This is a genomic window from Micromonospora sp. NPDC048894, from assembly GCF_040649765.1.
Lineage (GTDB): Bacteria > Actinomycetota > Actinomycetes > Mycobacteriales > Micromonosporaceae > Micromonospora > Micromonospora antibiotica.
Map to the genome: position 1 here is coordinate 27,742 of NZ_JBEZFY010000003.1, position 20,574 is coordinate 48,315.

Annotated in this window: 16 protein-coding genes and 1 riboswitch; of the genes, 9 read left to right on the forward strand and 7 right to left on the reverse strand. The window is 72.8% G+C overall.

Going from position 1 to position 20,574, the window contains the following annotated elements:
- Positions 1-22 precede the first annotated feature (22 nt).
- Both AB0C22_RS07400 and AB0C22_RS07405 read left to right on the forward strand, forming a co-directional pair.
- On the forward strand, positions 23-382 hold the full coding sequence (locus AB0C22_RS07400; RefSeq protein ID WP_219463246.1) for a nuclear transport factor 2 family protein: 360 nt from the start codon (positions 23-25) through the stop codon (positions 380-382).
- A 25-nt stretch (positions 383-407) separates the two neighbouring features.
- Positions 408-809 (forward strand): hypothetical protein, encoded by a 402-nt coding sequence (locus tag AB0C22_RS07405; RefSeq protein WP_357534060.1) that lies wholly within the window; start codon positions 408-410, stop codon positions 807-809.
- Positions 810-825: 16 nt separating this feature from the next.
- Here the strand turns inward: AB0C22_RS07405 and AB0C22_RS07410 are convergent, their stop codons facing one another.
- Positions 826-2,211, reverse strand: a complete 1,386-nt coding sequence (locus AB0C22_RS07410; RefSeq protein WP_308290816.1) for a short-chain fatty acyl-CoA regulator family protein — start codon at positions 2,209-2,211, stop codon at positions 826-828.
- A gap of 239 nt (positions 2,212-2,450) precedes the next feature.
- Between AB0C22_RS07410 and aceA the strand changes: the two genes are divergently transcribed.
- From aceA to AB0C22_RS07435, 5 genes are all read left to right on the forward strand, one after another.
- Positions 2,451-3,722 carry an isocitrate lyase gene (gene aceA / locus AB0C22_RS07415; protein ID WP_357534062.1) on the forward strand — a complete coding sequence of 424 codons (1,272 nt, stop codon included), beginning with the start codon at positions 2,451-2,453 and terminating at the stop codon, positions 3,720-3,722.
- Positions 3,719-5,326, forward strand: a complete 1,608-nt coding sequence (gene aceB / locus AB0C22_RS07420) for a malate synthase A (protein ID WP_357534064.1) — start codon at positions 3,719-3,721, stop codon at positions 5,324-5,326. The genes aceA and aceB overlap by 4 nt, the downstream gene beginning before the upstream one ends.
- Before the next feature lie 233 nt (positions 5,327-5,559).
- Entirely contained in the window at positions 5,560-7,101 is a 1,542-nt protein-coding gene (locus AB0C22_RS07425; RefSeq protein ID WP_357534066.1) for a glycoside hydrolase family 43 protein, read from the forward strand.
- Positions 7,102-7,326: 225 nt separating this feature from the next.
- Positions 7,327-8,958: an ABC-F family ATP-binding cassette domain-containing protein gene (locus tag AB0C22_RS07430; protein WP_357534068.1), complete on the forward strand. Its 1,632-nt coding sequence runs from the start codon at positions 7,327-7,329 to the stop codon at positions 8,956-8,958.
- 105 nt (positions 8,959-9,063) lie between these two features.
- Positions 9,064-10,398, forward strand: coding sequence for a PIG-L family deacetylase (locus tag AB0C22_RS07435; RefSeq protein ID WP_357534070.1), 1,335 nt, complete (start codon positions 9,064-9,066; stop codon positions 10,396-10,398).
- A gap of 59 nt (positions 10,399-10,457) precedes the next feature.
- On the opposite strand, the gene AB0C22_RS07440 is transcribed toward AB0C22_RS07435, so the two are convergent.
- From AB0C22_RS07440 to AB0C22_RS07450, 3 genes are all read right to left on the reverse strand, one after another.
- Positions 10,458-11,435: a ribonucleotide-diphosphate reductase subunit beta gene (locus AB0C22_RS07440; protein ID WP_357534462.1), complete on the reverse strand. Its 978-nt coding sequence runs from the start codon at positions 11,433-11,435 to the stop codon at positions 10,458-10,460.
- Positions 11,436-11,488: 53 nt separating this feature from the next.
- The gene (locus AB0C22_RS07445) at positions 11,489-13,864 is read right to left on the reverse strand and encodes a ribonucleoside-diphosphate reductase subunit alpha (protein ID WP_357534072.1); all 2,376 of its coding nucleotides are present in this window, start codon (positions 13,862-13,864) and stop codon (positions 11,489-11,491) included.
- 119 nt (positions 13,865-13,983) lie between these two features.
- A riboswitch (cobalamin riboswitch) is annotated at positions 13,984-14,200 on the reverse strand.
- 28 nt (positions 14,201-14,228) lie between these two features.
- Entirely contained in the window at positions 14,229-15,116 is an 888-nt protein-coding gene (locus AB0C22_RS07450) for a helix-turn-helix transcriptional regulator (RefSeq protein ID WP_219463229.1), read from the reverse strand.
- Between the two features lie 129 nt (positions 15,117-15,245).
- Here AB0C22_RS07450 and AB0C22_RS07455 point away from each other — a divergent pair, with 129 nt between their 5' ends.
- Complete coding sequence (locus tag AB0C22_RS07455) at positions 15,246-16,148, forward strand: oxidoreductase (protein ID WP_357534074.1); 903 nt, start codon at positions 15,246-15,248, stop codon at positions 16,146-16,148.
- 55 nt (positions 16,149-16,203) lie between these two features.
- The gene (locus AB0C22_RS07460) at positions 16,204-16,923 is read left to right on the forward strand and encodes a hypothetical protein (RefSeq protein ID WP_357534076.1); all 720 of its coding nucleotides are present in this window, start codon (positions 16,204-16,206) and stop codon (positions 16,921-16,923) included.
- A gap of 137 nt (positions 16,924-17,060) precedes the next feature.
- Here AB0C22_RS07460 and AB0C22_RS07465 read toward each other — a convergent pair whose 3' ends face one another.
- The 3 genes from AB0C22_RS07465 to AB0C22_RS07475 form a co-directional block, all read right to left on the reverse strand.
- Positions 17,061-17,447, reverse strand: coding sequence for a hypothetical protein (locus AB0C22_RS07465; RefSeq protein WP_208567516.1), 387 nt, complete (start codon positions 17,445-17,447; stop codon positions 17,061-17,063).
- A 119-nt stretch (positions 17,448-17,566) separates the two neighbouring features.
- Positions 17,567-18,133, reverse strand: coding sequence for a TetR/AcrR family transcriptional regulator (locus AB0C22_RS07470; RefSeq protein WP_219463223.1), 567 nt, complete (start codon positions 18,131-18,133; stop codon positions 17,567-17,569).
- 6 nt (positions 18,134-18,139) lie between these two features.
- Entirely contained in the window at positions 18,140-20,539 is a 2,400-nt protein-coding gene (locus tag AB0C22_RS07475) for a PEP/pyruvate-binding domain-containing protein (protein WP_357534079.1), read from the reverse strand.
- Positions 20,540-20,574: the final 35 nt, after the last annotated feature.

The window sequence follows — 20,574 nt, forward strand, 5'->3', positions numbered from 1 at the left end:
CCATCCGAGCAGAGGGGACCCCATGACCGACACCAGCCCGGTGGCGGCGTTCTTCGCCGCCTGTGACGCCGACGACCTGGACGCCGCCGCCGACTGCTTCGCCCCCGACGGGGTGTGGATCGTCGCCGCCGGCCCCGAACCGGGCCATACCTACCACCGCAAGGAGATACCCGGGTTCCTGGCCGAGATCATCGGTAAGCGCGACGAACTCGACGCCGCCGGCGCCCGGATGGTGTACGGCGAGCGCGTCGTCGTGGCGGACCGGGAGTTCCTGGAGTTCCGCTGCGAGTCCGCGACCGGCGAGGTGCTCGAACGAGGCGTGGACGTGTTCACGCTGCGCGACGGCAAGATCCTGGTCAAGGACGTCTTCCGCAAGGCCTGACCCCCCACCACGGAAAGAGGCGACCATGTACGACAACCTCCACGAGATCCTCACCTCGTTCGGCGCGGACATCGACTTCGAGGACCCGAAGCTCGGACAGAGCGGGTGGTACAAGGCGGACCTGGTGGTCCCGGACGAGGGTCGGGTGGGCACCGTCGACGGCGGGTACCGGCTGGTCATGCACCGTGGGTCCGACGGGATGCCGATGGTGCACCTGGCGGAGACGCTGTCGTTCCCGCAGGGGGACGTGCACGTGCAGGCGTGGGCGGAGTTCCCCAACCTGAGCAACGGCAACTGGTTGTACTGCCCGGCGGTGGGGATCAGCGGGGAGCTGACCGGCCGGCAGGGGTTCCGCCAGTGGCGTCCGTTGGAGCTGGGCAAGCTCGCCGAAGCCAAGGTGATCTTCTATCCCAGCCCGACCCAGTGACGCCCGCCCGCCGCCGTCAGCCCTTCAACGGGTACGGGATGAAGGTGCTGCGGTTCTCGTCGAGATCGAGCCGGCCGCTGATCGGCGCGGCGGCCCGCTGCGGGCAGGTCATCCGCTCGCAGGTCTTGCACCCCGGGCCGATCGACGTGACGGCGTCGGCCGCGTACAGGTCGATGCCCCGGGAGTAGACCAGCCGGTCGGCGTGCCGGATCTCGCAGCCGAGCCCGATCGCGTAGACCTTGCCGGGCTGGTTGTAACCGCCGTGGTGCCGGGTGATGGTGCGGGCGATCCACAGGTAGCGCTGCCCGTCGGGCATCGCCGCCACCTGCACCACCACCCGGCCGGGCGCACCGAACGCCTCGTAGACGTTCCACAGTGGGCAGGTGCCGCCGGTGAGCGAGAACGGGAAGCCGGTGGCGGACTGGCGTTTGGACAGGTTGCCGGCCCGGTCGACCCGGACGAACGAGAACGGCACCCCGCGCGCCCGGGGCCGTTGCAGGGTGCTGAGCCGGTGGCAGATGGTCTCCCAGCCCATGGTGAAGTGCTGGGCGAGCAGCTCGATGTCGTAGCGGTGCTGTTCGGCCGCCGCCAGGAACGGCCCGTACGGCAGGATCAGCGCGGCGGCGAAGTAGTTGGCCAGGCCGACCCGGGTGAGGATCTGGGTCTGCGGGTCGTCGAACCGTTCCTCCTCCACGATCTCGTCGATCACGTCGGCGTACTCCAGCAGGGCGATCTGCGCGGCCATCCGCATCGCCTCCTGCCCGGCGCGCAGCGACGTCGACAGGTGCAGGGTGCGGGTCTGCGGCCGGTAGCGGTGCAGCTCGTCGCCGAGCAGGCTGGCGTCGTCGTGGCGGACCTGCACGCCGTGCCGTTGGGCGAGCCGGTCCTGCAACCCGGCCCGGACCTCGCCACGACGCAGGTCGATGGTGGCGGCCAGCCGCTCCGCCGCCTCGTCCAGATCCGGCACGTAGTTCTGCCGCCGGTAGAAGAACTCGGTCACCCGGTCGTGCGGGCTGCGCCCGACCGTCTCCCGGTCGCCCAGCAGCTCGGCGAGCTGCTCGTCGGCCTGCCGGTAGCGGCGGTGCAGGTCGAGGACGGCCTCGGCGACCTCGGGCAGCCGGGTGGCGAGTTCGGTGAGGTCGGCGACGCCCGGCCGGCCGGGCAGCGCCTCGCGCAGCCCGGCGACCAGCCGGGGGGTGTCCCGGGGCGCGAACACGGTCGGGTCGACGCCGAACACCTCGGTGATGCGCATCAGCACCGGCACGGTCAGCGGCCGGGTGTCGTGCTCGATCTGGTTGAGGTAACTGGGGGAGATGTTGAGCAGCCGGGCCAGCCGGGACTGGCTCAACGCCCGGTCCTCGCGCATCCGGCGCAGTCGGGCACCCGCGAAGGTCTTGCTCACCACGCTCACCTCCCCGCTGCTCTTTCAGCAGCCCAGCACCCCTTGGCAGAGTGCGAATATACCTGTTCGCAACTTCGCAGAACCGGGGGTGAACTTCTCAGAACTTGGCTTCTTCCGTCCCTCGACCACGTCCCGGACACCGTGTGACCGTGGGTGACACGCCGGCCGGGCGACGCGTTCGCACCGCCGGACGGCACGACGGCCGGTGCCGGCGTCACGACATCCGAGGAGACGAGATCATGCAGAACGACGTGGAGCGGTTGCGTACCGAGTGGGAGACCGACCCCCGCTGGCAGGGGGTGCGCCGCAGCTACCGCGCCGAGGACGTGGTCCGCCTGCGGGGGGCCATCCAGGAGGAGCACACCCTGGCCCGACGCGGGGCGGAGCGGCTGTGGGAGCTGCTGCACACCGAGGACTACATCCACGCCCTGGGCGCGCTCACCGGCAACCAGGCCGTGCAGATGGTCCGGGCCGGGCTCAAGGCCATCTACCTCTCCGGCTGGCAGGTGGCCGCCGATGCCAACCTCGCCGGGCACACCTACCCCGACCAGAGCCTCTACCCCGCCAACTCGGTGCCCGCCGTGGTGCGCCGGATCAACAACGCGCTGCTGCGCGCCGGCCAGATCACCACCGCCGAGGGCGACGACGGCGGCGTCGACTGGCTCGCGCCGATCGTCGCCGACGCCGAGGCCGGCTTCGGTGGCCCGCTCAACGCCTACGAGCTGATGACCGCCATGATCGGGGCCGGCGCGGCGGGCGTGCACTGGGAGGACCAGCTCGCCGCCGAGAAGAAGTGCGGCCACCTGGGCGGCAAGGTGCTCGTCCCGACCGGCCAGCACGTCCGTACCCTGGAGGCGGCGCGGCTCGCGGCCGACGTGGCCGGGGTGCCGTCGGTGGTGATCGCCCGCACCGACGCGCAGGCCGCCACCCTGCTCACCACCGACGTCGACGAGCGGGACCGGCCCTTCGTCACCGGCGAGCGCACCGCCGAGGGGTTCTACCGGGTGCGCAACGGCATCGAGCCGTGCATCGCCCGGGGGCTGGCCTACGCCCCGCACGCCGACCTGTTGTGGATGGAGACCTCCACCCCCGACCTGGAGGTGGCCCGCCGCTTCGCCGAGGCGGTCAAGGCCGAGTACCCGGACCAGCTCCTCGCCTACAACTGCTCGCCGTCGTTCAACTGGCGCAAGCACCTCGACGACTCGACCATCGCGAAGTTCCAGCGCGAACTCGGGCACCTGGGCTACCGGTTCCAGTTCATCACCCTGGCCGGCTTCCACGCCCTCAACTACTCGATGTTCGACCTGGCCCGGGGCTACGCCGCCGACGGCATGTCCGCCTACGTGGCGTTGCAGGAACGCGAGTTCGCCGCCGAGGCATCCGGCTACACCGCCGTCAAGCACCAGCGTGAGGTCGGCACCGGCTACTTCGACCTGATCAGCACCGTGCTCAACCCGGCCGCCGAGACCACCGCCCTGCGCGGCTCCACCGAAGAGGAGCAGTTCGCATGAGGTACGAGATCATCGGAGGGCTGGCCGACCGGTTCGACGAGGTCCTCACCCCCGGGGCGCTGGAGTTCCTGGTGGCGCTGGACAGTGAGTTCGCCGCCCGCCGGGTGGCCCTGCTGGACACCCGCCGGGCCCGCCGCGACCGCTACGCCACCGGCCAGTTCCCCGACTTCCTGCCGGAGACCGCCGCGATCCGGGCCGACCCCGACTGGCGGGTGGCCCCGCCCGCACCCGGCCTGCTCGACCGGCGGGTCGAGATCACCGGACCGACCGACCGCAAGATGACAGTCAACGCGCTCAACTCCGGGGCCCGGGTGTGGCTCGCCGACTTCGAGGACGCCACCGCCCCGACCTGGCACAACGTCATCTCCGGCCAGCTCAACCTGATCGACGCCCTGGACCGGCGCATCGACTTCACCGACCCGCGCGGCAAGCGGTACGCCCTCGGCGCTGACCTGGCCACCATCGTCGTGCGGCCGCGCGGCTGGCACCTGGTGGAGAAGGGCATCGTGGTGGACGGCCGGCCCATCTCGGCCAGCCTGGTCGACTTCGGGCTCTACCTGTTCCACTGTGCGCAGCGGCAGCTCGACGCGGGCGCCGGACCGTACTTCTACCTGCCGAAGCTGGAGGGTCACCGGGAGGCGCGGCTGTGGAACGACGTCTTCGTCTTCGCCCAGCAGCGCCTCGGCCTGCCCCGGGGCACCATCCGGGCCACCACGCTGATCGAGACGATCACCGCCGCCTTCGAGATGGAGGAGATCCTCTACGAGCTGCGGGAACACTCGGCGGGGTTGAACGCCGGCCGGTGGGACTACATCTTCAGCGTGATCAAGAACTTCGGGCAGTGGCCGGACTTCGTCCTGCCGGACCGGTCCGAGGTCACCATGACGGTGCCGTTCATGCGCGCGTACACCGAGCTGCTGGTGGCGACCTGCCACCGGCGCGGGGCGCACGCGATCGGCGGGATGGCCGCGTTCATTCCGAGTCGGGACCCGCAGGTCAACGAGGTGGCCCTCGACCGGGTCCGGGCGGACAAACGGCGGGAGGCCGGCGACGGGTTCGACGGCTCCTGGGTGGCCCACCCGGGCCTGGTCGAGACCTGCCGTCGGGAGTTCGACGCGGTGCTGGGTGACCGCCCGCACCAGCTCGACCGGCTGCGCGACGACGTGGCCGTGACCCCCGCCGACCTGCTCGCCGTCGACAAGACCCCGGGCCAGGTCACCACCGCCGGGGTGCGGGCCAACATCGCCGTCGCCGTGCGTTACGTCGACGCGTGGCTCGGCGGCACCGGCGCGGTGGCACTGGGCAACCTGATGGAGGACGCGGCCACCGCCGAGATCGCCCGCTGCCAGGTCTGGCAGTGGCTGCACCACGGCACCCCGCTGGCCGACGGCGGCTGCGTGACCGAGGAGCTGGTCCGGTCGATCCTCGCGGCGGAGCTGGCCGCCCTGGTCGACGGGCGGGTGGGCGCCAACCGGGACCGCGCCGAACGGGCCGCCCGGATCGTCGAGGACACCGCTCTCGGCGAGGACCTGCCGGCGTTCTTCACCACCGGCGCGTACGCCCGGCACTTCGGTCCGACCCGGCGGCCCGTGCCGGTGGGCTGACCCGCCACCGCGCGGCCGGGAGGGGCCTGGCCCCTCCCGGCCGGTGCCGGCCCGGCGGCGCTGACCCGCCGCCCGGTGGGGCGGGGGCCGGAACGTCGGGGCCCGGTGGGGCGGCGGCCGGAGTGTCGGGGCCCGGCCCGGCGGGCGGAATCCGGTGGGGCAGCAGGCGGTGCCGCCCACATGGGATCGTGGGCCGGGTATCCATCCCGGTCACGATCCCAGGAGGTTGGCGGATGAATCCGGTCGGGGCCGACGCGGTGCCCGAGGGGACGGTGGGCTGGGCCGGCGGCACCTTCGCCAATCCGGTGCTGGCCGGGTTCCACCCCGATCCGAGCGTCTGCCGGGTCGGCGACGACTACTACCTGGCGTGTTCGAGCTTCGAGTACTTCCCCGGGGTGCCGCTGTTCCACAGCCGGGACCTGGTGCACTGGGAGCAGATCGGCAACGTGCTGGACCGGCCGGGCCAGCTCACCCTGCCGGTGACGATGCCGTCGTCGGCCGGGGTGTACGCGCCGACCCTGCGCCACCACGACGGCCGGTTCTGGCTGATCGTCACGAACTGCGCCGACGGTGGCGGCACGCTGATCTGCACCGCCACCGACCCGGCCGGTCCGTGGTCGGACCCGGTCCGCGCCCTCGGAGTGGACGGCATCGACCCCGACCTGGCCTGGGACGACGACGGCACCTGCTGGTGCACCTACGCCGGGATCGCGCAGGTGCGTCTCGACCCGGAGACGGGCCACACCGTCGGCCCGCCCCGGCGGCTGTGGTCCGGTGCGCCGGGCGCGCAGGCCCCGGAGGCGCCGCATCTCTACCGGATCGGTGACCACTGGTACCTGCTGATCGCCGAGGGCGGCACCGAGCGCGGGCACGCCGTCTCGATCGCCCGCGCGGGCACGCCCGACGGCCCGTTCGAGCCGGGCCCGGCCAACCCGATCCTCACCCACCGGGGCACCCACCGGCCGATCCAGAACACCGGCCACGCCGACCTGGTCGAGGGGCCCGACGGGTCGTGGTGGCTGGTGCTGCTCGGCGTCCGCCCCGGCGGCGGCACCCCCGGCTGGCACGTGCTCGGGCGGGAGACGTTCCTGGCCCCGGTGACCTGGGTGGACGGCTGGCCTGTGGTCGGTGCGGTCACGCCGGAGATGGCCGCGCCGCCGTGGGCCGCGTACCCCGTCGCGCCGCCACCGGTGCGCGACGACTTCGACGCCGACCGGCTGCATCCCCGGTGGGTCTCGGTGCGGTCCCGGCCGGCCGACGTGTGGTCGTTGACCGAACGCCCCGGCTGGCTCACGCTGCGGGCCCGGGGCGCGTCGCCGGACGCACCGGACGTCACGTTCGTCGGCCGCCGCCAGCAGCACCCGTCGTGCCAGGTCCGCACCCTGCTCGACCCGGCCGACGGGCACGGCGGTCTGGTGGTACGCCTCGACGAGCGGCACCACTACGACATCGAGGCGGGCGGCGGTGAGGTACGGGTCGTGGCGCGGATCGGGTCGGTGCGGTCGACGCTCGCCACCCGCCCGGTCGGGGCCGGCCCGGTCCGGCTGCGGATCGAGGTGCTCGCCCCGTCGCCCGGCGACTGGCACCCCGCCAAGGAACCCGACCTGCTCCGGCTCGGCGTCGAGCAGCCAAACGGGGCCTTCGAGGTGCTGGCCGAACTCGACGGCCGGTACCTGTCCACCGAGGTCGCCGGCGGCTTCACCGGGCGGGTGATCGGCATGTACGCCGCCCGGGGCACCGTCGCCTTCGACTGGTTCGACTACGAGCCGCGCTAGCCACCCACGTCCGGCGTGCACCGGTGCCGGGCCGACCGGGTTATCCTGGTCCCGTCGACCAGGACAGGGAGCAGATCGTGGCAGGTGACGACGACATCTCCGGGTGAACACCCGGTCGCGGTGACCGACGGCGGATGACCGCCCCGTCGCGTCGCCCCTGTCGTCCTGCCCTGTTCACCCCGGGCAGCGCCCGCGCGCCCGGACCACCTGCCTCCGAGGTTCACCATGTCCGACAGTTTCGTCGTCTGCTCCCACCTGTCCTTCTCCTGGCCGGACGACACCCCGGTCGTCGAGGACCTGTCGTTCTCCCTGCCCGGCGGCCGTACCGGCCTGGTCGCGGCGAACGGCGCAGGCAAGTCCACCCTGCTGCGGCTCATCGCCGGCGAACTGCGTCCCACCGCGGGTAGCGTCACCGTCGAGGGGGTGCTGGGCCACCTGCCGCAGCACCTGCCCTTCGCGACGCGACAGACCGTCGCCGAGGTGCTCGGGGTCGACCGCGTCGTCGCCGCGCTGCACGCCATCGAGGCCGGTGACGCCACCGAGGAGCACTTCGCCACCGTCGGCGACGACTGGGACGTCGAGGACCGCACCCGCGTGGCCCTCGACCGGCTCGGCCTGACCGGGGTGACGCTGGACCGCCGGCTCGGCACCCTCAGCGGTGGCCAGGTGGTCTCCCTCGGCCTCGCCGCCGAGCTGCTCAGACGCCCCGACGTGCTGCTGCTCGACGAGCCCACCAACAACCTCGACCGGCCGGCGCGGGCCCGGTTGCTCGCCGTGCTGCGGTCCTGGCCGGGCGCGCTGCTCGTGGTCAGCCACGATCGGGCGCTGCTGGACGAGATGGACCGCATCGCCGCCCTCGACCACGGCGACATCCGCTGGTACGGCGGCAAATTCACCCACTATGAACAGACGGTACGGGCCGAGCGGGAGGTCGCCGAGCGGCAGGTGCGCCAGGCCGAGCAGGACGTGAAGCGGCAGAAACGGGAACTCCAGCAGGCCCGGGAGCGGGCGGCCCGCCGGGCGTCGACCGCCGCCCGGAACCTGTCCGACGCGGGGCTGCCCCGGATCGTCGCCGGCAACCTCAAGCGCGACGCCCAGGTGTCGGCGGGCCGGGCCGACGACGTGCACACCGCCCGGGTCGCCGACGCCCAGAACCGGCTGGACCAGGCGGGCGGGGCGGCCCGCCGCGACGACCAGCTCGTCCTGGACCTGCCCGACACCACGGTGCCCGCCGGGCGCACGGTCTTCGCCGGCCACGCGATGCGGGTCGGCTACGCGGGTCGGCCGGTCTTCGCCGGTGACGGGGTCGACCTGACTGTCCGGGGGCCCGAACGGATCGCCCTGACCGGGCCCAACGGTGCGGGCAAGTCGACGCTGCTGCGGCTGGTCGGTGGTCGGCAGGAGCCGGACGCGGGCACCGTCGCGCGGGCGTCGGGGCGGGTGGCGTACCTGTCGCAGCGCCTCGACCTGCTCGACCCGGCCCGTACGGTCGCGGAGAACCTCGCCGGGTTCGCGCCGTCGAGGACCGAGGCGGAGCGGATGAACCTGCTGGCCCGGTTCCTGTTCCGGGGTGCCCGTGTCCACCTGTCGGCCGGCGTGCTCTCCGGCGGTGAGCTGCTCCGCGCCACCCTGGCCTGCCTGCTGTCCGCCGAGCCGGCACCGCACCTGCTGCTGCTCGACGAGCCCACCAACAACCTGGATCTGGTCAGCGTGGCGCAGTTGGAGAGCGCGCTGCTGGCGTACCGGGGGGCCTTCGTGGTGGTCAGTCACGACGACCGGTTCCTGGCCGGGATCGCCGTGGACCGGTGGCTCCGGCTGGCCGACGGCCGGCTCACCGAGACCGGGCCGCCGCGCTGACCCGGCCCGGAGGCCCGAGGCAGGGGAGCCGTCGCGACAGGGCAAAAATAGACGTTCGTCCATGGTAAAAAGAGGGCGCACTGCTACTGCTACGGGGAGGTAACCGTGCGTCACCTTGTCATGCGAACAGTTCGCAGTCGTCCGGCCCGGTGGTCGTTGGCCGTTCCGGTGGTGGCCGCCTGCGTGGCGGCGGCCCTGGCCGGCCCGCCGGCGGCCCAGGCCGGGCCGGGCTGTCCGGCGGGAGCGATCATGAACGTGGTCGCCCACCAGGACGACGACCTGCTCTTCCTCAGCCCGGACCTGCTGCACGACGTGCAGGCCAACCGCTGTGTCCGGACGGTCTTCGTCACGGCGGGCGACGCCGGCCGGGACAGCACCTACTGGGGCGGCCGGGAGACCGGGGCCAAGACGGCCTACGCCCAGATGACCGGGGTCGCCAACACCTGGACCCAGGCGGACGCCGGCATCAGCGGGCATCCGATCCCGGTCTTCACGCTCACCGGCAAGCCCACCGTGTCGCTGGCCTTCCTGCGGCTGCCGGACGGCTACCCCGGCGGCACGGGGCATCCGAACACCGGCTCGCAGAGCCTGCAGAAGCTCTGGCTCAACGACATCTCCACGATCACGTCGCTGGGTGCCGGCGCGTCCAGCTACACCCGCTCCGGCCTGATCAGCGCCCTGGCCGGGCTGATGACCGCCTACCAGCCGACCGCCGTCAACACCCAGGACCACGCGGGCGGGTTCGGCGACGGTGACCACAGCGACCACCACGGCGCGGCCTACTTCGCCCAGGCCGCCGAGCAGGCGTACGTCGGTTCGCCCACGTTCACCGGCTACCACGACTACAAGATCAAGAACTATCCGGCGAACCTGGGGTCGACCGACGTCGCCGGCAAGTCCGCCGCCTTCTTCGCCTACGGCCAGTACGACGACGGGGCCTGCACCAGCCTGCCCACCTGCGCCGGCTACGACTACCCGGCCTTCCTCCAGCGGCAGTACAAGGTCCTCGGCCCCAACCTGGCCCGGACGGCCACCGTCACCGCGACCAGCCAGGACACCAGCAGCGGGCAGACGGCGGCCAAGGCCGTCGACGGGGTGATCGCCGGCTGGCCCGACGACCAGACCCGGGAGTGGGCGACCGTCTACGGGGGCGTCGGCACCCAGCTCACCCTGAGCTGGCCGGGCCCGCGCACCGTCCGCCGGGTCGTCCTCTACGACCGACCCAACCCCAACGACCAGATCACCGGCGGCACCCTGCTGTTCAGCGACGGCACCTCCACGGCCGTCGGCGCCCTGGACAACGGCGGCGGCCCGACGGAGGTCATCCTCCCGGCGGCGAAGACGGTGACCAGCGTCAAGCTCACCGTCACCGGGGTCGGCGGCGGCACCGTCAACGTCGGCCTCGCCGAGATCGAGGTGTTCGGCAACGCCGGCCCGTGAACGGCGACCCGGTCCGGTGGGGTCGGACACCCCACCGGACCGGGCCACCGTACGGCGCGTCAGAAGTCGTCGTCGAAGGTGACGCTGCCGCTGACCCCCACCTGGTACGCCGACACCCGTCGCTCGAAGAAGTTCGACAGCTCCTGCACGTCCTGCAGGTCCATGAACGCGAACGGGTTCTGCGCGCCGTAGCGCGGCGCGATGCCGAGCTGGGTGAGCCGCCGGTCGGCCACATGCTCCAGATAGGCCCGCATGTCCGCGAGCGACAGCCCCGACACGCCCTGGTCGAGCAGGTCCTCGGCGAACTGCACCTCACACTCGACGGCCTCGGCGAGCATCTCGGTGACCTGCCGTTCCAGGTCGGCGTCGAACAGGTCCGGCTCCTCCCGCCGGGCGGTCTCCACCACGTCGAAGGCGAACGCCATGTGCATCGACTCGTCGCGGAACACCCAGTTGGTGCCCGACGCCAACCCGTTGAGCAGACCCCGGGACCGCAGGAAGTAGACGTAGGCGAACGCGCCGTAGAAGAACAGCCCCTCGATGCAGGCGGCGAAGCAGATCAGGTTGAGCAGGAACGCCCGCCGGTCCGCCCGGGTACGCAGCTCCCGCAGCTCGAAGACCGAGTCGATCCAGCGGAAGCAGAACTCGGCCTTGCGCCGGATCGACGGGATGTTCTCGATCGCGGCGAACGCGGCGAACCGCTCCTGCTCGTCGGGGACGTACGTGTCGAGCAGGTTCAGGTAGAACTGCACGTGCACGGCTTCCTCGAACAGCTGCCGGGACAGGTAGAGCCGGCCTTCGGGAGAGTTGACGTGCTGGTAGAGGTTGAGCACCAGGTTGTTGGCGACGATCGTGTCACCGGTGGCGAAGAACGCCACCAACCGGGACACCAGGTGCCGCTCGGCCGGGGACAGCCGCTCCAGGTCGGCCAGGTCGGAGTGCAGGTCGACCTCCTCCACCGTCCAGGTGTTGCGGATGGCGTCTTTGAACCGGTCGAAGAAGTGCGGGTAGCGCATCGGCCGCAGGGTGAGGTCCATGCCGGGGTCGAGCAGCAGCTGCCGCCCGGCGGTGCGGGGTTCGTCGACGGTGGTCACTGGCACGCCTCGCAGCTCTCGGGGTTCTCCAGGGAACAGGCCAACGCCTCGGCGTCGGCCGCCACGACCGGGGCGACGGTGACGGTGGCCTGCTGGATCCGGGTCGCCGGACGCGACCGCAGGTAGTAGGTGGTCTTCAGCCCGGACTTCCAGGCGTACAGGTACATCGAGGACAACTTGCCGATGGTCGGCGCGCTGAGGAACAGGTTCAGCGACTGCGACTGGTCGATGTACGGCGCCCGCGCGGCGGCCAGGTCGATCAGCGCCCGCTGCGGCAGCTCCCACGCGGTCCGGAACAACTCCCGCACCTCGACGGGCAGGTCGACGATGCCCTGCACCGAACCCTCGGCCCGCTTGATCTGGTCGCGGATCTCCGACGTCCACAGGCCGCGCGCCTTCAGCTCGCGTACCAGATAGGTGTTGATCTGGAGGAACTCCCCGGACATGGTCTCCCGCTTGAACAGGTTGGACACCTGCGGCTCGATGCACTCGTAACAGCCGGCGATCGACGCGATCGTGGCGGTCGGGGCGATCGCCACGAGCAGCGAGTTGCGCAGGCCGTGCGCCGCGATCCGGGTGCGCAGCGCCGCCCACCGCGCGGCCTGGGTGGGCTCGACCCCCCACAGGTCCGGGTGCAGGTCACCCCGGGCCGCCCTGGTCTGCGGGTACGCCGGGTGCGCGCCGAACCGTTCGGCCAGGCCGGCCGAGGTCTCCAGGGCGGTCAGGAAGATCTCCTCCTGGACCCGGGTGGACAACTCCCGGGCCCCGGCCGAGTCGAACGGCAGCCGCAGCGCGAACAACGCGTCCTGCAAACCCATCAGCCCCAGCCCGACGGGCCGCCAGCGCGGGTTCGACGCCGCCGCCTGCTCGGCCGGGTAGTAGTTGATGTCGATCACCCGGTCCAGGAACACCACCGCCGTCCGGACCGTTGCGCGCAGCTTGTCCCAGTCGACGCCGTCGCCGGTGAGGTGCGCGCCGAGGTTGACCGAGCCGAGGTTGCACACCGCCGTCTCGGTGTCGCTGTTGACCTCCAGGATCTCGGTGCACAGGTTGGACAGGTGGATCGTGTTGCCCGGCACGCCGGTCTGGTTGGACAGCCGGTTCGACGGGTCCTTGAACGTCATCCACCCGTTGCCGGTCTGCGCCAGGGTGCGCATCATCCGCCCGTACAGGTCCCGGGCCTTCACCGTGCGGACCGCCTTCTTCTCCGCGACCCGGTACGCGGCGTCGAAGTCCTCGCCGTACAGGTCGGGCAGCTCGGGGGCGTCCGACGGGTCGATCAGCGACCAGTCGCCGTCGGCCTCGACCCGGCGCATGAACTCGTCGGGGATCCAGTTGGCCAGGTTGAGATTGTGGGTACGCCGGGCCTCCTCACCGGTGTTGTCCCGCAACTCCAGGAACTCCTCGACGTCCGGGTGCCAGGGTTCCAGGTAGACGCAGGCGGCGCCCTTGCGCCGGCCGCCCTGGTTGACCGCCGCCACCCCGGCGTCGAGGGTCTTCAGGAACGGCACGATCCCGTTGGACCGGCCGTTGGTGCCCCGGATCAGCGCGCCCCGGCCCCGCACCCGCGTGAAGGAGATGCCGATGCCGCCGGAGAACTTCGACAGCTTCGCCACCTGGTGGTAGCGCTCGTAGATCGAGTCCAGCTCGTCGCGCGGCGAGTCGACCAGGAAACACGACGACATCTGGGTGTGCCGGGTGCCCGAGTTGAACAACGTCGGGGAGCTCGGCAGGTAGGCAAGCGACGACATCAGCCGGTAGAACCCGACCGCCTCGTCGGGCGTGGTGGACAGCCCGCAGGCCACCCGCAGCAGCCAGAACTGCGGGGTCTCCACCACCAGCCGCGACTGCGGGTGCCGCAGCAGGTAGCGGTCGGCCACCGTACGCAGCCCGAAATACTCGAACCGCAGGTCACCGGCCGGGTCGACGGCGTCGTCGAGCTGCCGGGCATGCCGGGCCACGAATGCCGCCGTGTCGTCGGCGATCAGGCCGAGGCCGTGGGCGTACCGGATGGACTGGCTGAAGCTCTCCACCGCCTGCCCGCGGACCTCCTCGTCCACGTACGCGGCCAGCAGCCGGGCCGCCAGCCGGGAGTACTGCGGCTCCGTGCCGATCAGCTCCGCCGCCGTCTGGATCGACAGCTTGTCCAGCTCGGCCGTGGTCGCCCCGTCGTAGAGGCCGCTGATCGTCCTGGTGGCCACCCGCAGCGGATCGACCTCGTCCAGGTCGGTGGCCCACCGGGCGACGGCCGTGACGATCCGGTTGACGTCGACCGGCTCGGTGTCGCCGTCGCGCTTGCGTACCCGCATCGCCGGCCGGCGTGACTCCGCGCCGTCGACCTCGGACGGTGGGCGCTCCGCTACGTTCGTCATGACCTCTCCTCGCTGTCACCGATGGCCATCGGACGCGGGAGAACGCCAACGGGCACGGCACGACGGCCGGCCCGGGTGCTGGCGTCGGTCGTCCCGCGCGACCTCCGACCGCCGCGCGCAGCAGCGCACGGCGCACTGGCAGGTCTTCGGACTCGCGGGCGTGACCGGGGTCGCCGGTCGCCTACTGGCCGTCGCTTCCCAGACCTGGCGGTCCAGTGCTCGATGACGGCGGTCGTTCCCACTTACCGCTGCGGGGCAGTCCCGGATTTCCACCGGGTTCCCTGTTGCCTCGACCGGACCACCGGGCCCGGTCGAACCAGCTGCGTGGCACACCATATATGGCGTGGATGGGGGAGAGGCAACACTAGATGTCGCGTCGGCGTGTCAGATAACTCTCCTCCGACCGGTCGGTGGCCCGCAGTGACGCCAGCAGCCGCAGGGCGTCCGCGTCGGCGCTGCCGGGCTCGGCGGTGAAGACCAGCAGGACCGGGCCGGGGTTGCCGGGCAGCGGGTAGGTGTCCCAGTCCAGGACGATGTCACCGACCCCGGGGACCTGGAAGGTCTTGGTGCCGCTGACCGACCCGCGCACGTCGTGCCGCGACCACAGCCGCCGGAACTCGGCGCTGCGGATGCTCAGCTCACCGACGATCGCGGTGGCCCGGGGATGGGTGGGGTCGGTGGCGACGGCGGCACGCATCATGCCGATGTAGTCCAGTGCCTGCTGCTCCCAGGACGCGCAGCGCCGCACCGGGGACGCCGCCTCGTCGAACATCAGCAGCAGCATGTTGAGCCGGCCCGGCGGGAGGTCCGCCGGATCGCCGAGCAGCGCCACCGCCCACCGGTTCCAGGCGAGCAGGTCCAGGTGGCGGCCGAGCACCACCGCCGGGGTGTCCAGCACCCGCAGCAGCCGTCGGGTGCTCTCCGGCACCCGCTCCGGGCCGTGGTCCACCCGGGCCGGTACCGGCCGGCGGGCGGCGCGGGCCAGGGTGAACAGGTGCCGGCGTTCCTCGTCGTCGAGGGCGAGCGCGGCGGCGAGCGCGTCCAGCACGTGGTCGGACGGGCGGACCTCCCGGCCCTGCTCCATCCGCTGGTAGTAGTCGGTGCTCAACCCGGCCAGCAGCGCCAGCTCCTCGCGGCGCAGCCCGGTGACCCGGCGTCGCCCGCCCGGCTCCAGGCCGACGTCGCGGGGGTGCAGCCGGCCGCGTCGGGCGCGCAGGAAGTCACCGAGTTCGCGGGCGTACGGATGGGTCATGGGGCCAGTGTGACGCGGCCCGGACCGGGGTGGGTAGGACTGCGGGACCTAGGCGACCGGGGACGACCGAGCCCGGCCGGGCGGCCCCTAACGTCGGCGTCCCCCACCCCGACCGCTCAGGAGCAGCAGATGACCTGGACCGCCGACCACATCCCCGACCAGCACGGCCGTACCGCCGTGGTGACCGGCGCGAACTCGGGCCTCGGCCTGGTCACCGCCACCGCGCTGGCCCACCGTGGTGCGCACGTCGTGCTCGCCGTCCGCGACACCGCCGCCGGCCGGCAGGCCGGCAGGCGCATCGGCGGGAACGTCGAGGTACGTGAGCTGGACCTCGCCTCCCTCGCCTCGGTCCGGGCGTTCGCGGCGGGACTGGCCGCCGCCCATCCGAGGATCGACCTGCTGGTCAACAACGCCGGTGCGGTGCTGCTCGGCCCGCGCCGCACCAGTGCCGACGGCCACGAGCTGCACCTCGCCACCAACCTGCTGGGCCACTTCGCGCTGACCGGTCTGCTGCTGGACAACCTGGCCGCCGCGCGGGCGGCCCGGGTGGTCCACCTCAGCTCGATCACCCACCGCAACGCACACCTGGACTTCGCCGACCTGATGGGCGAGCGCGGCTACCGGGGCGCCGCCGCGTACGGCCGGTCCAAGCTCGCCACCACCGTCTTCGGCGTCGAGCTGGACCGGCGGCTGCGCGCCGCCGGAGCACCGGTGCTCAGCGTGCTGGCCCATCCCGGTGTCACCCGCACCAACCTGACCCCCCGGGCCATGGCCCACCGGGGCCGGCGTGGCCGGGTGGTCGCCTGGCTCGGCCTGCTGGCCACCCAGCCGGTGGAGTGGGGTGCGCTGCCCCAGCTGCGCGCCGCCACCGACCCGGCGGTCCGGGGCGGCCAGTTCTTCGGCCCGGCCCGGCTCTTCCAGACCTGGGGTCCGGTCACCGAGGTGCGGGCCAGCCCGGAGGCCACCGATCCCGCTGTCGGCCGGCGGCTGTGGACGGCGGCCGAGGAACTGACCGGCGTGAGCTATCTCTGACGCAGGGTCGCACTAGCATGGCTGCGGTCGGTGACGGTGGCGGAGACGAGGCGACATGGGATGGCTCGGGCGGGTGCTGGGCGGCGGGGGCCGGCAGGTCCAGGAGGATCCGGTCCGGCAGGCGGCGCTGTCGGCCGAGGTGCGGCAGCGGTACGGCACCCACGTGGCCGTCGCGCCGGCCGACCAGGTGGCGGGAATCGTCGGCCTGCTCGACGACGGTGACGGCCTGGCGGTGGCGGCCAGGATCGTCGGCGAGTTCGCCGACGCGGCCCACGCGGACCTGTCGGCCCAGACGGCGGAGCTGTACCGGCGCACCGGTCACCGGTTCCCGGTGGACCGGCGCAACTACCGGCCACTGTGGCGGGCGGCCGGTGGCCGGCTGCACTGGCCGCTGTTCGCGCTGCCGGGCGGCCTGCACCCGTACGTGCACGTCGCCGCCGCCGCCACGGTCGTCGGGACGAGGGCGACGCAGTTCGTCCGGGCGACCGACCCGCATCCGCTGCTCGCCCGCCTGTTCGAGGTGCTCGACCTCACCACCTGCGGCTGGGAGTACGGCCGGGTCCGGGTGGACCACGACGGGGCGTCGCTGGTCGGTCGGCTGATCTCCACCACCCGGGACGTCCGGGCGGCGATGAAGGAACCCCCGCCGCTGCCGCCGTCGGTGCGGGAACTCATGCGCACCAACCGGGCGGTCGACGTCTTCGACCTCACCGGCGACCGGGTCATCGGCACGATCAACGTGGGTGGTGAGCTGCGCCCGGCGCTGTTGACCTGACGCCGTCGGGTCGACCTGCGGGTCCGGCCTGCCCGGGGTGGACGCGGTTGCCGTCCACCCCGGGCTGCCGGGTCCCGTCACACCTGCGCACCGCTCGAATCGTCGAGGGGCACGCCGTGCCGGGCCGGCAGCCTCGGTCAGGCCACGCGGTGCGGGGCGAGCCCGTTGGCGCAGTCGTCGATGGTGACGGTCTGCGAGAAGCGCAGCGCGTCCCGGCGGGCCCACCCGTTGATCCCGGTGGAGGTGTTGCGGACGAAGAACCACAGGTCACCGGTCAGCGTGGCGCAGTGGACGTCGATGTTCTGACTCGGGTACCCCTGGCCCTTGGGCTGGCAGTCCTGGTGGGGGTAGGCGCGGATGAAGGTCCCGTCGCCCCAGGAGATCCCGCCGCCGCTGTACAGATCCGGGTGCTGCCCGTGGCCGTCGCAGTGTGCGCTGGCCGGGCTGGCGGGTATCAGGGCCAGCACCGAGCCGCTCGCGGCGAGGGTCAGCGCGGAGGCGATGGAGAGGAGCCGAGATCGCATGGAAGTCTCCTGTCGATAGGTGACGATCACTGTCCACAGAGGATTGCACGGGTCGGCCAAGCCCGCACGGCGAGCGGTCCGCGCCGGGGCACCGCCGACCCGTGGGACGCCGCCTGCGGTCAGGCGAAGAGCAGGTCCAACTGGTGGTCGAGGACCGCGGTCGCCTGCGCCGGGGTGTACTGCCCGCCGAGCAGGTACACCCCCAGCCCCTCCACCAGCGCCAGCAGCCCCGCCGCGTCGTCCGACGCCGGTGACCGCGGCAGCAGCCCGGCGATGAACTCCACCAGTTGCGCGGTGTCCGGCCGCAGGCCGGGGGCCGCCGCCGGGTGCAGGGCGGTCCAGGACAGGAACGCCAACGCCACCCGTCCGTCCTCGCGCGCCGCCTCGTCCAACGGCAGCAACGCCGCAAGCAGGGTGCGCAGCAGCAGCCGGGGCCGCGGGTCCGACCCGAGCGCCGCGACCGCCGCCTCGACCCGGGCCCGACCCCGGTCCCGGACGACGGACAGCGCGAAGGCCATCATCTCGTCCTTGGTGGTGAAGTAGTGCTGCACCATGCCGGCGGACACCCCCGCCTCGGCGGCCACGTGCCGCAGGCTCACCGCCTCCAGACCCCGGTCGGCGGCGACCCGCATGAGCGCGTCCGCGATCAGCGTGCGGCGCTGACGGGGATCGACCTTCCTGGGCATCGGGGCCTACCGCGCCGTCGTCACGGTGCCGGCCGCGCCGTCCACGGTGATCATCTGACCGGTGACGATCCGCGAGGTGGCGCCCGGCACGCTGATCACGGCCGGGATGCCGTACTCGCGGGCCACCGTCGGGCCGTGCGCCATGATCGCGCCGGTCTCGGTGACCAGCGCCCCGGCGGTCAGGAACAGCGGCGTCCAGCCCGGGTCGGTGGTGGCGGTCACGAGGATCTCCCCGGGTTCGAGGTACGCGGTGGCCGGGTCGGTGACCACCCGGGCCGGGCCGGTCACCCTACCCGTCGCCGCCCCCACGCCCCGCAGCAGTCCCGCCCCGTCGGTGGGGGCCGGCAGGGTGCTCTCCACGTCGGTCCCGTCGGACAGGAGCGCCACCGGCACGACCCGGCGGCGCAGCTCACGCCGGTGGGTCGCCCGGCGTCGGGCGACCAGCCCGGTCAGGTCGGCACCGGCCAGGGCCGCCTCGACCTCGTCGAGGGTGAGGAACATGACGTCGTCCGCCGTCGGGAACAGCGTCGCCCCGATGAGCAGCAACTGCTCGCGTACGGTCCGGAGCCGGTACAGCCCGGCGAACTTGCCGGCCTCCCGCAGTCCCGCCAGCCGTCGTGCCCGCCGCAGCAGGAAGATCGCGATCCGGCCCCGGACCGGGCGACGTCGGCGGACCCGGGCGGCCAACTCGTCGAGCGCGGCCCCGGCTGCTGCGGCGGCCTCGGCGAACCGGCGGTCGGGTGCCTGCGCGGGGTCGGTCAGCCGCAGGTAGTTGGCGACGGCGGCAAGGACCGGGGTGGGGTCCTCGGCCCAACGCGGCACACCGACGTCGGCTTCGGCCGCCGCCCGGTGGCCGTAGCGGGACAGGAACCCGGACAGGCCGATCTCGGGGAGCGCGCCCCGCAGGTACCGGGCCGCCAGTTCGGCCGGTGGCGTGTCGAGGAGCAGGTCGCGGTGCTCGCGGGCGGCGCTGGCCAGCGCCCACAGTGCGAGGTCCATCTCGATCGTCACGTTGTGCGGGACGCCACGCAGCACCGCATGGACGTCATCCTCGGTGGCGACGCCCTTGAGCAGGTGGGCGGGCAGGGCCGAGGCGAGCATCCCGGCCACGATCGGCCAGGTGATGTCGTCGGCGGCACCGCCGTCGCCGTGTTCGCGGACGAACCGCAGCCGCTCGTGGGCCGTCCGCAGGTGTGCCGGTGCCACCGACTCGGCCCGTAGCCGGTCGACGGCAGCGACCAGCCGACGCCGTGCCGCGTCCGGTCGCGTCAGCGCCCGCAGGATGCCCCGCAGGGCCCGCAGCGCCGTGCCCAACGAGGCGTCCGCCGGGCGGCGGCGGGAGCCGTCACCGGACGGTGCGAACCGGGGGTCCCGCAGGACGTGCTCCATCACCGCCTGGGCGCGCGGCCCGAAGTCGACGGCCATCAGCCGGACGAGCCGTCGGCGGCCGGCCGGCCGGCGGACCAGGTCGGTCAGGTCGCCGTAGAGCCGTCCGCCGATGTCGACGATCTCCACCCGCATCCCGAGCGAGGCGACCATGGCGGCGATCATCGCGCGGAGCGTGGCCATGCCCATCGGGGTGACCGGTCGCAGCATCCCCTGCACGTTGCCGAACTCGACGTACACCCGCAGGTCGTCGGTCTGCGGCGGCGCCGGGAACAGCGTGCTGACCGGCCGCGACTGGAGCAACCACAGGGTCCCGTCGTGGTCGATGGCCCACTCGACGTCCTGTGGCCCGCCGAAGTGCGCCTGTACCCGCCGGCCGACGGCCCACAGGTCGCCCTGCCACCCGGGCTCCGACCGCCCCCCGTCGCTACCGGCCGGATCGGCGAGCACGACGCGCGTCACGTCGGTGCGGCCGTCGACGACCGTCGTGCCCGGCCCGACCTCGACGAGCATCTCGGTGCGGTTGCCGGTGACCGGGTTGGCCGTGTAGAGCACGCCGGCCCGGACCGGGGCGACCATCCGCTGCACCACCACCGCCATGCGCACGTCGGCGGGGTCGGTCCCGCGCGCCTCCCGGTAGGCCGCCGCCCGGCTGCCGTGCAGCGACTCCCAGCAGGTGCCGATCGCCGCCAGCAGGTCCGCCTCGCCCTCGACGTCCAGCACCGTGTCGTGCTGGCCCGCGAAGCTGGCGTCCGGCAGGTCCTCGTCGGTCGCGCTCGACCGCACCGCCACCGGCCCGCCGCCCAGCCGCGCGTACGCCGCCCGGACCTCGTCGCGCGGCACCACCCCGGCGCGGTGCGCCTCGGTGGTCACGCAGAAACCCTCAGGTACCCGCTCGCCAGCGCGGATCAGCTCGCCGAGACCGGCCGCCTTGCCGCCGACCAGCGGGACCAAGTCGGCGTGTGCCTCCGACAGGGGGATCACCGACACCTGCGCCTCCCGTTTGCAATACGACTGCATTGCAAAGAAGGTACGCGGGTTGCAGTGCAACTGCA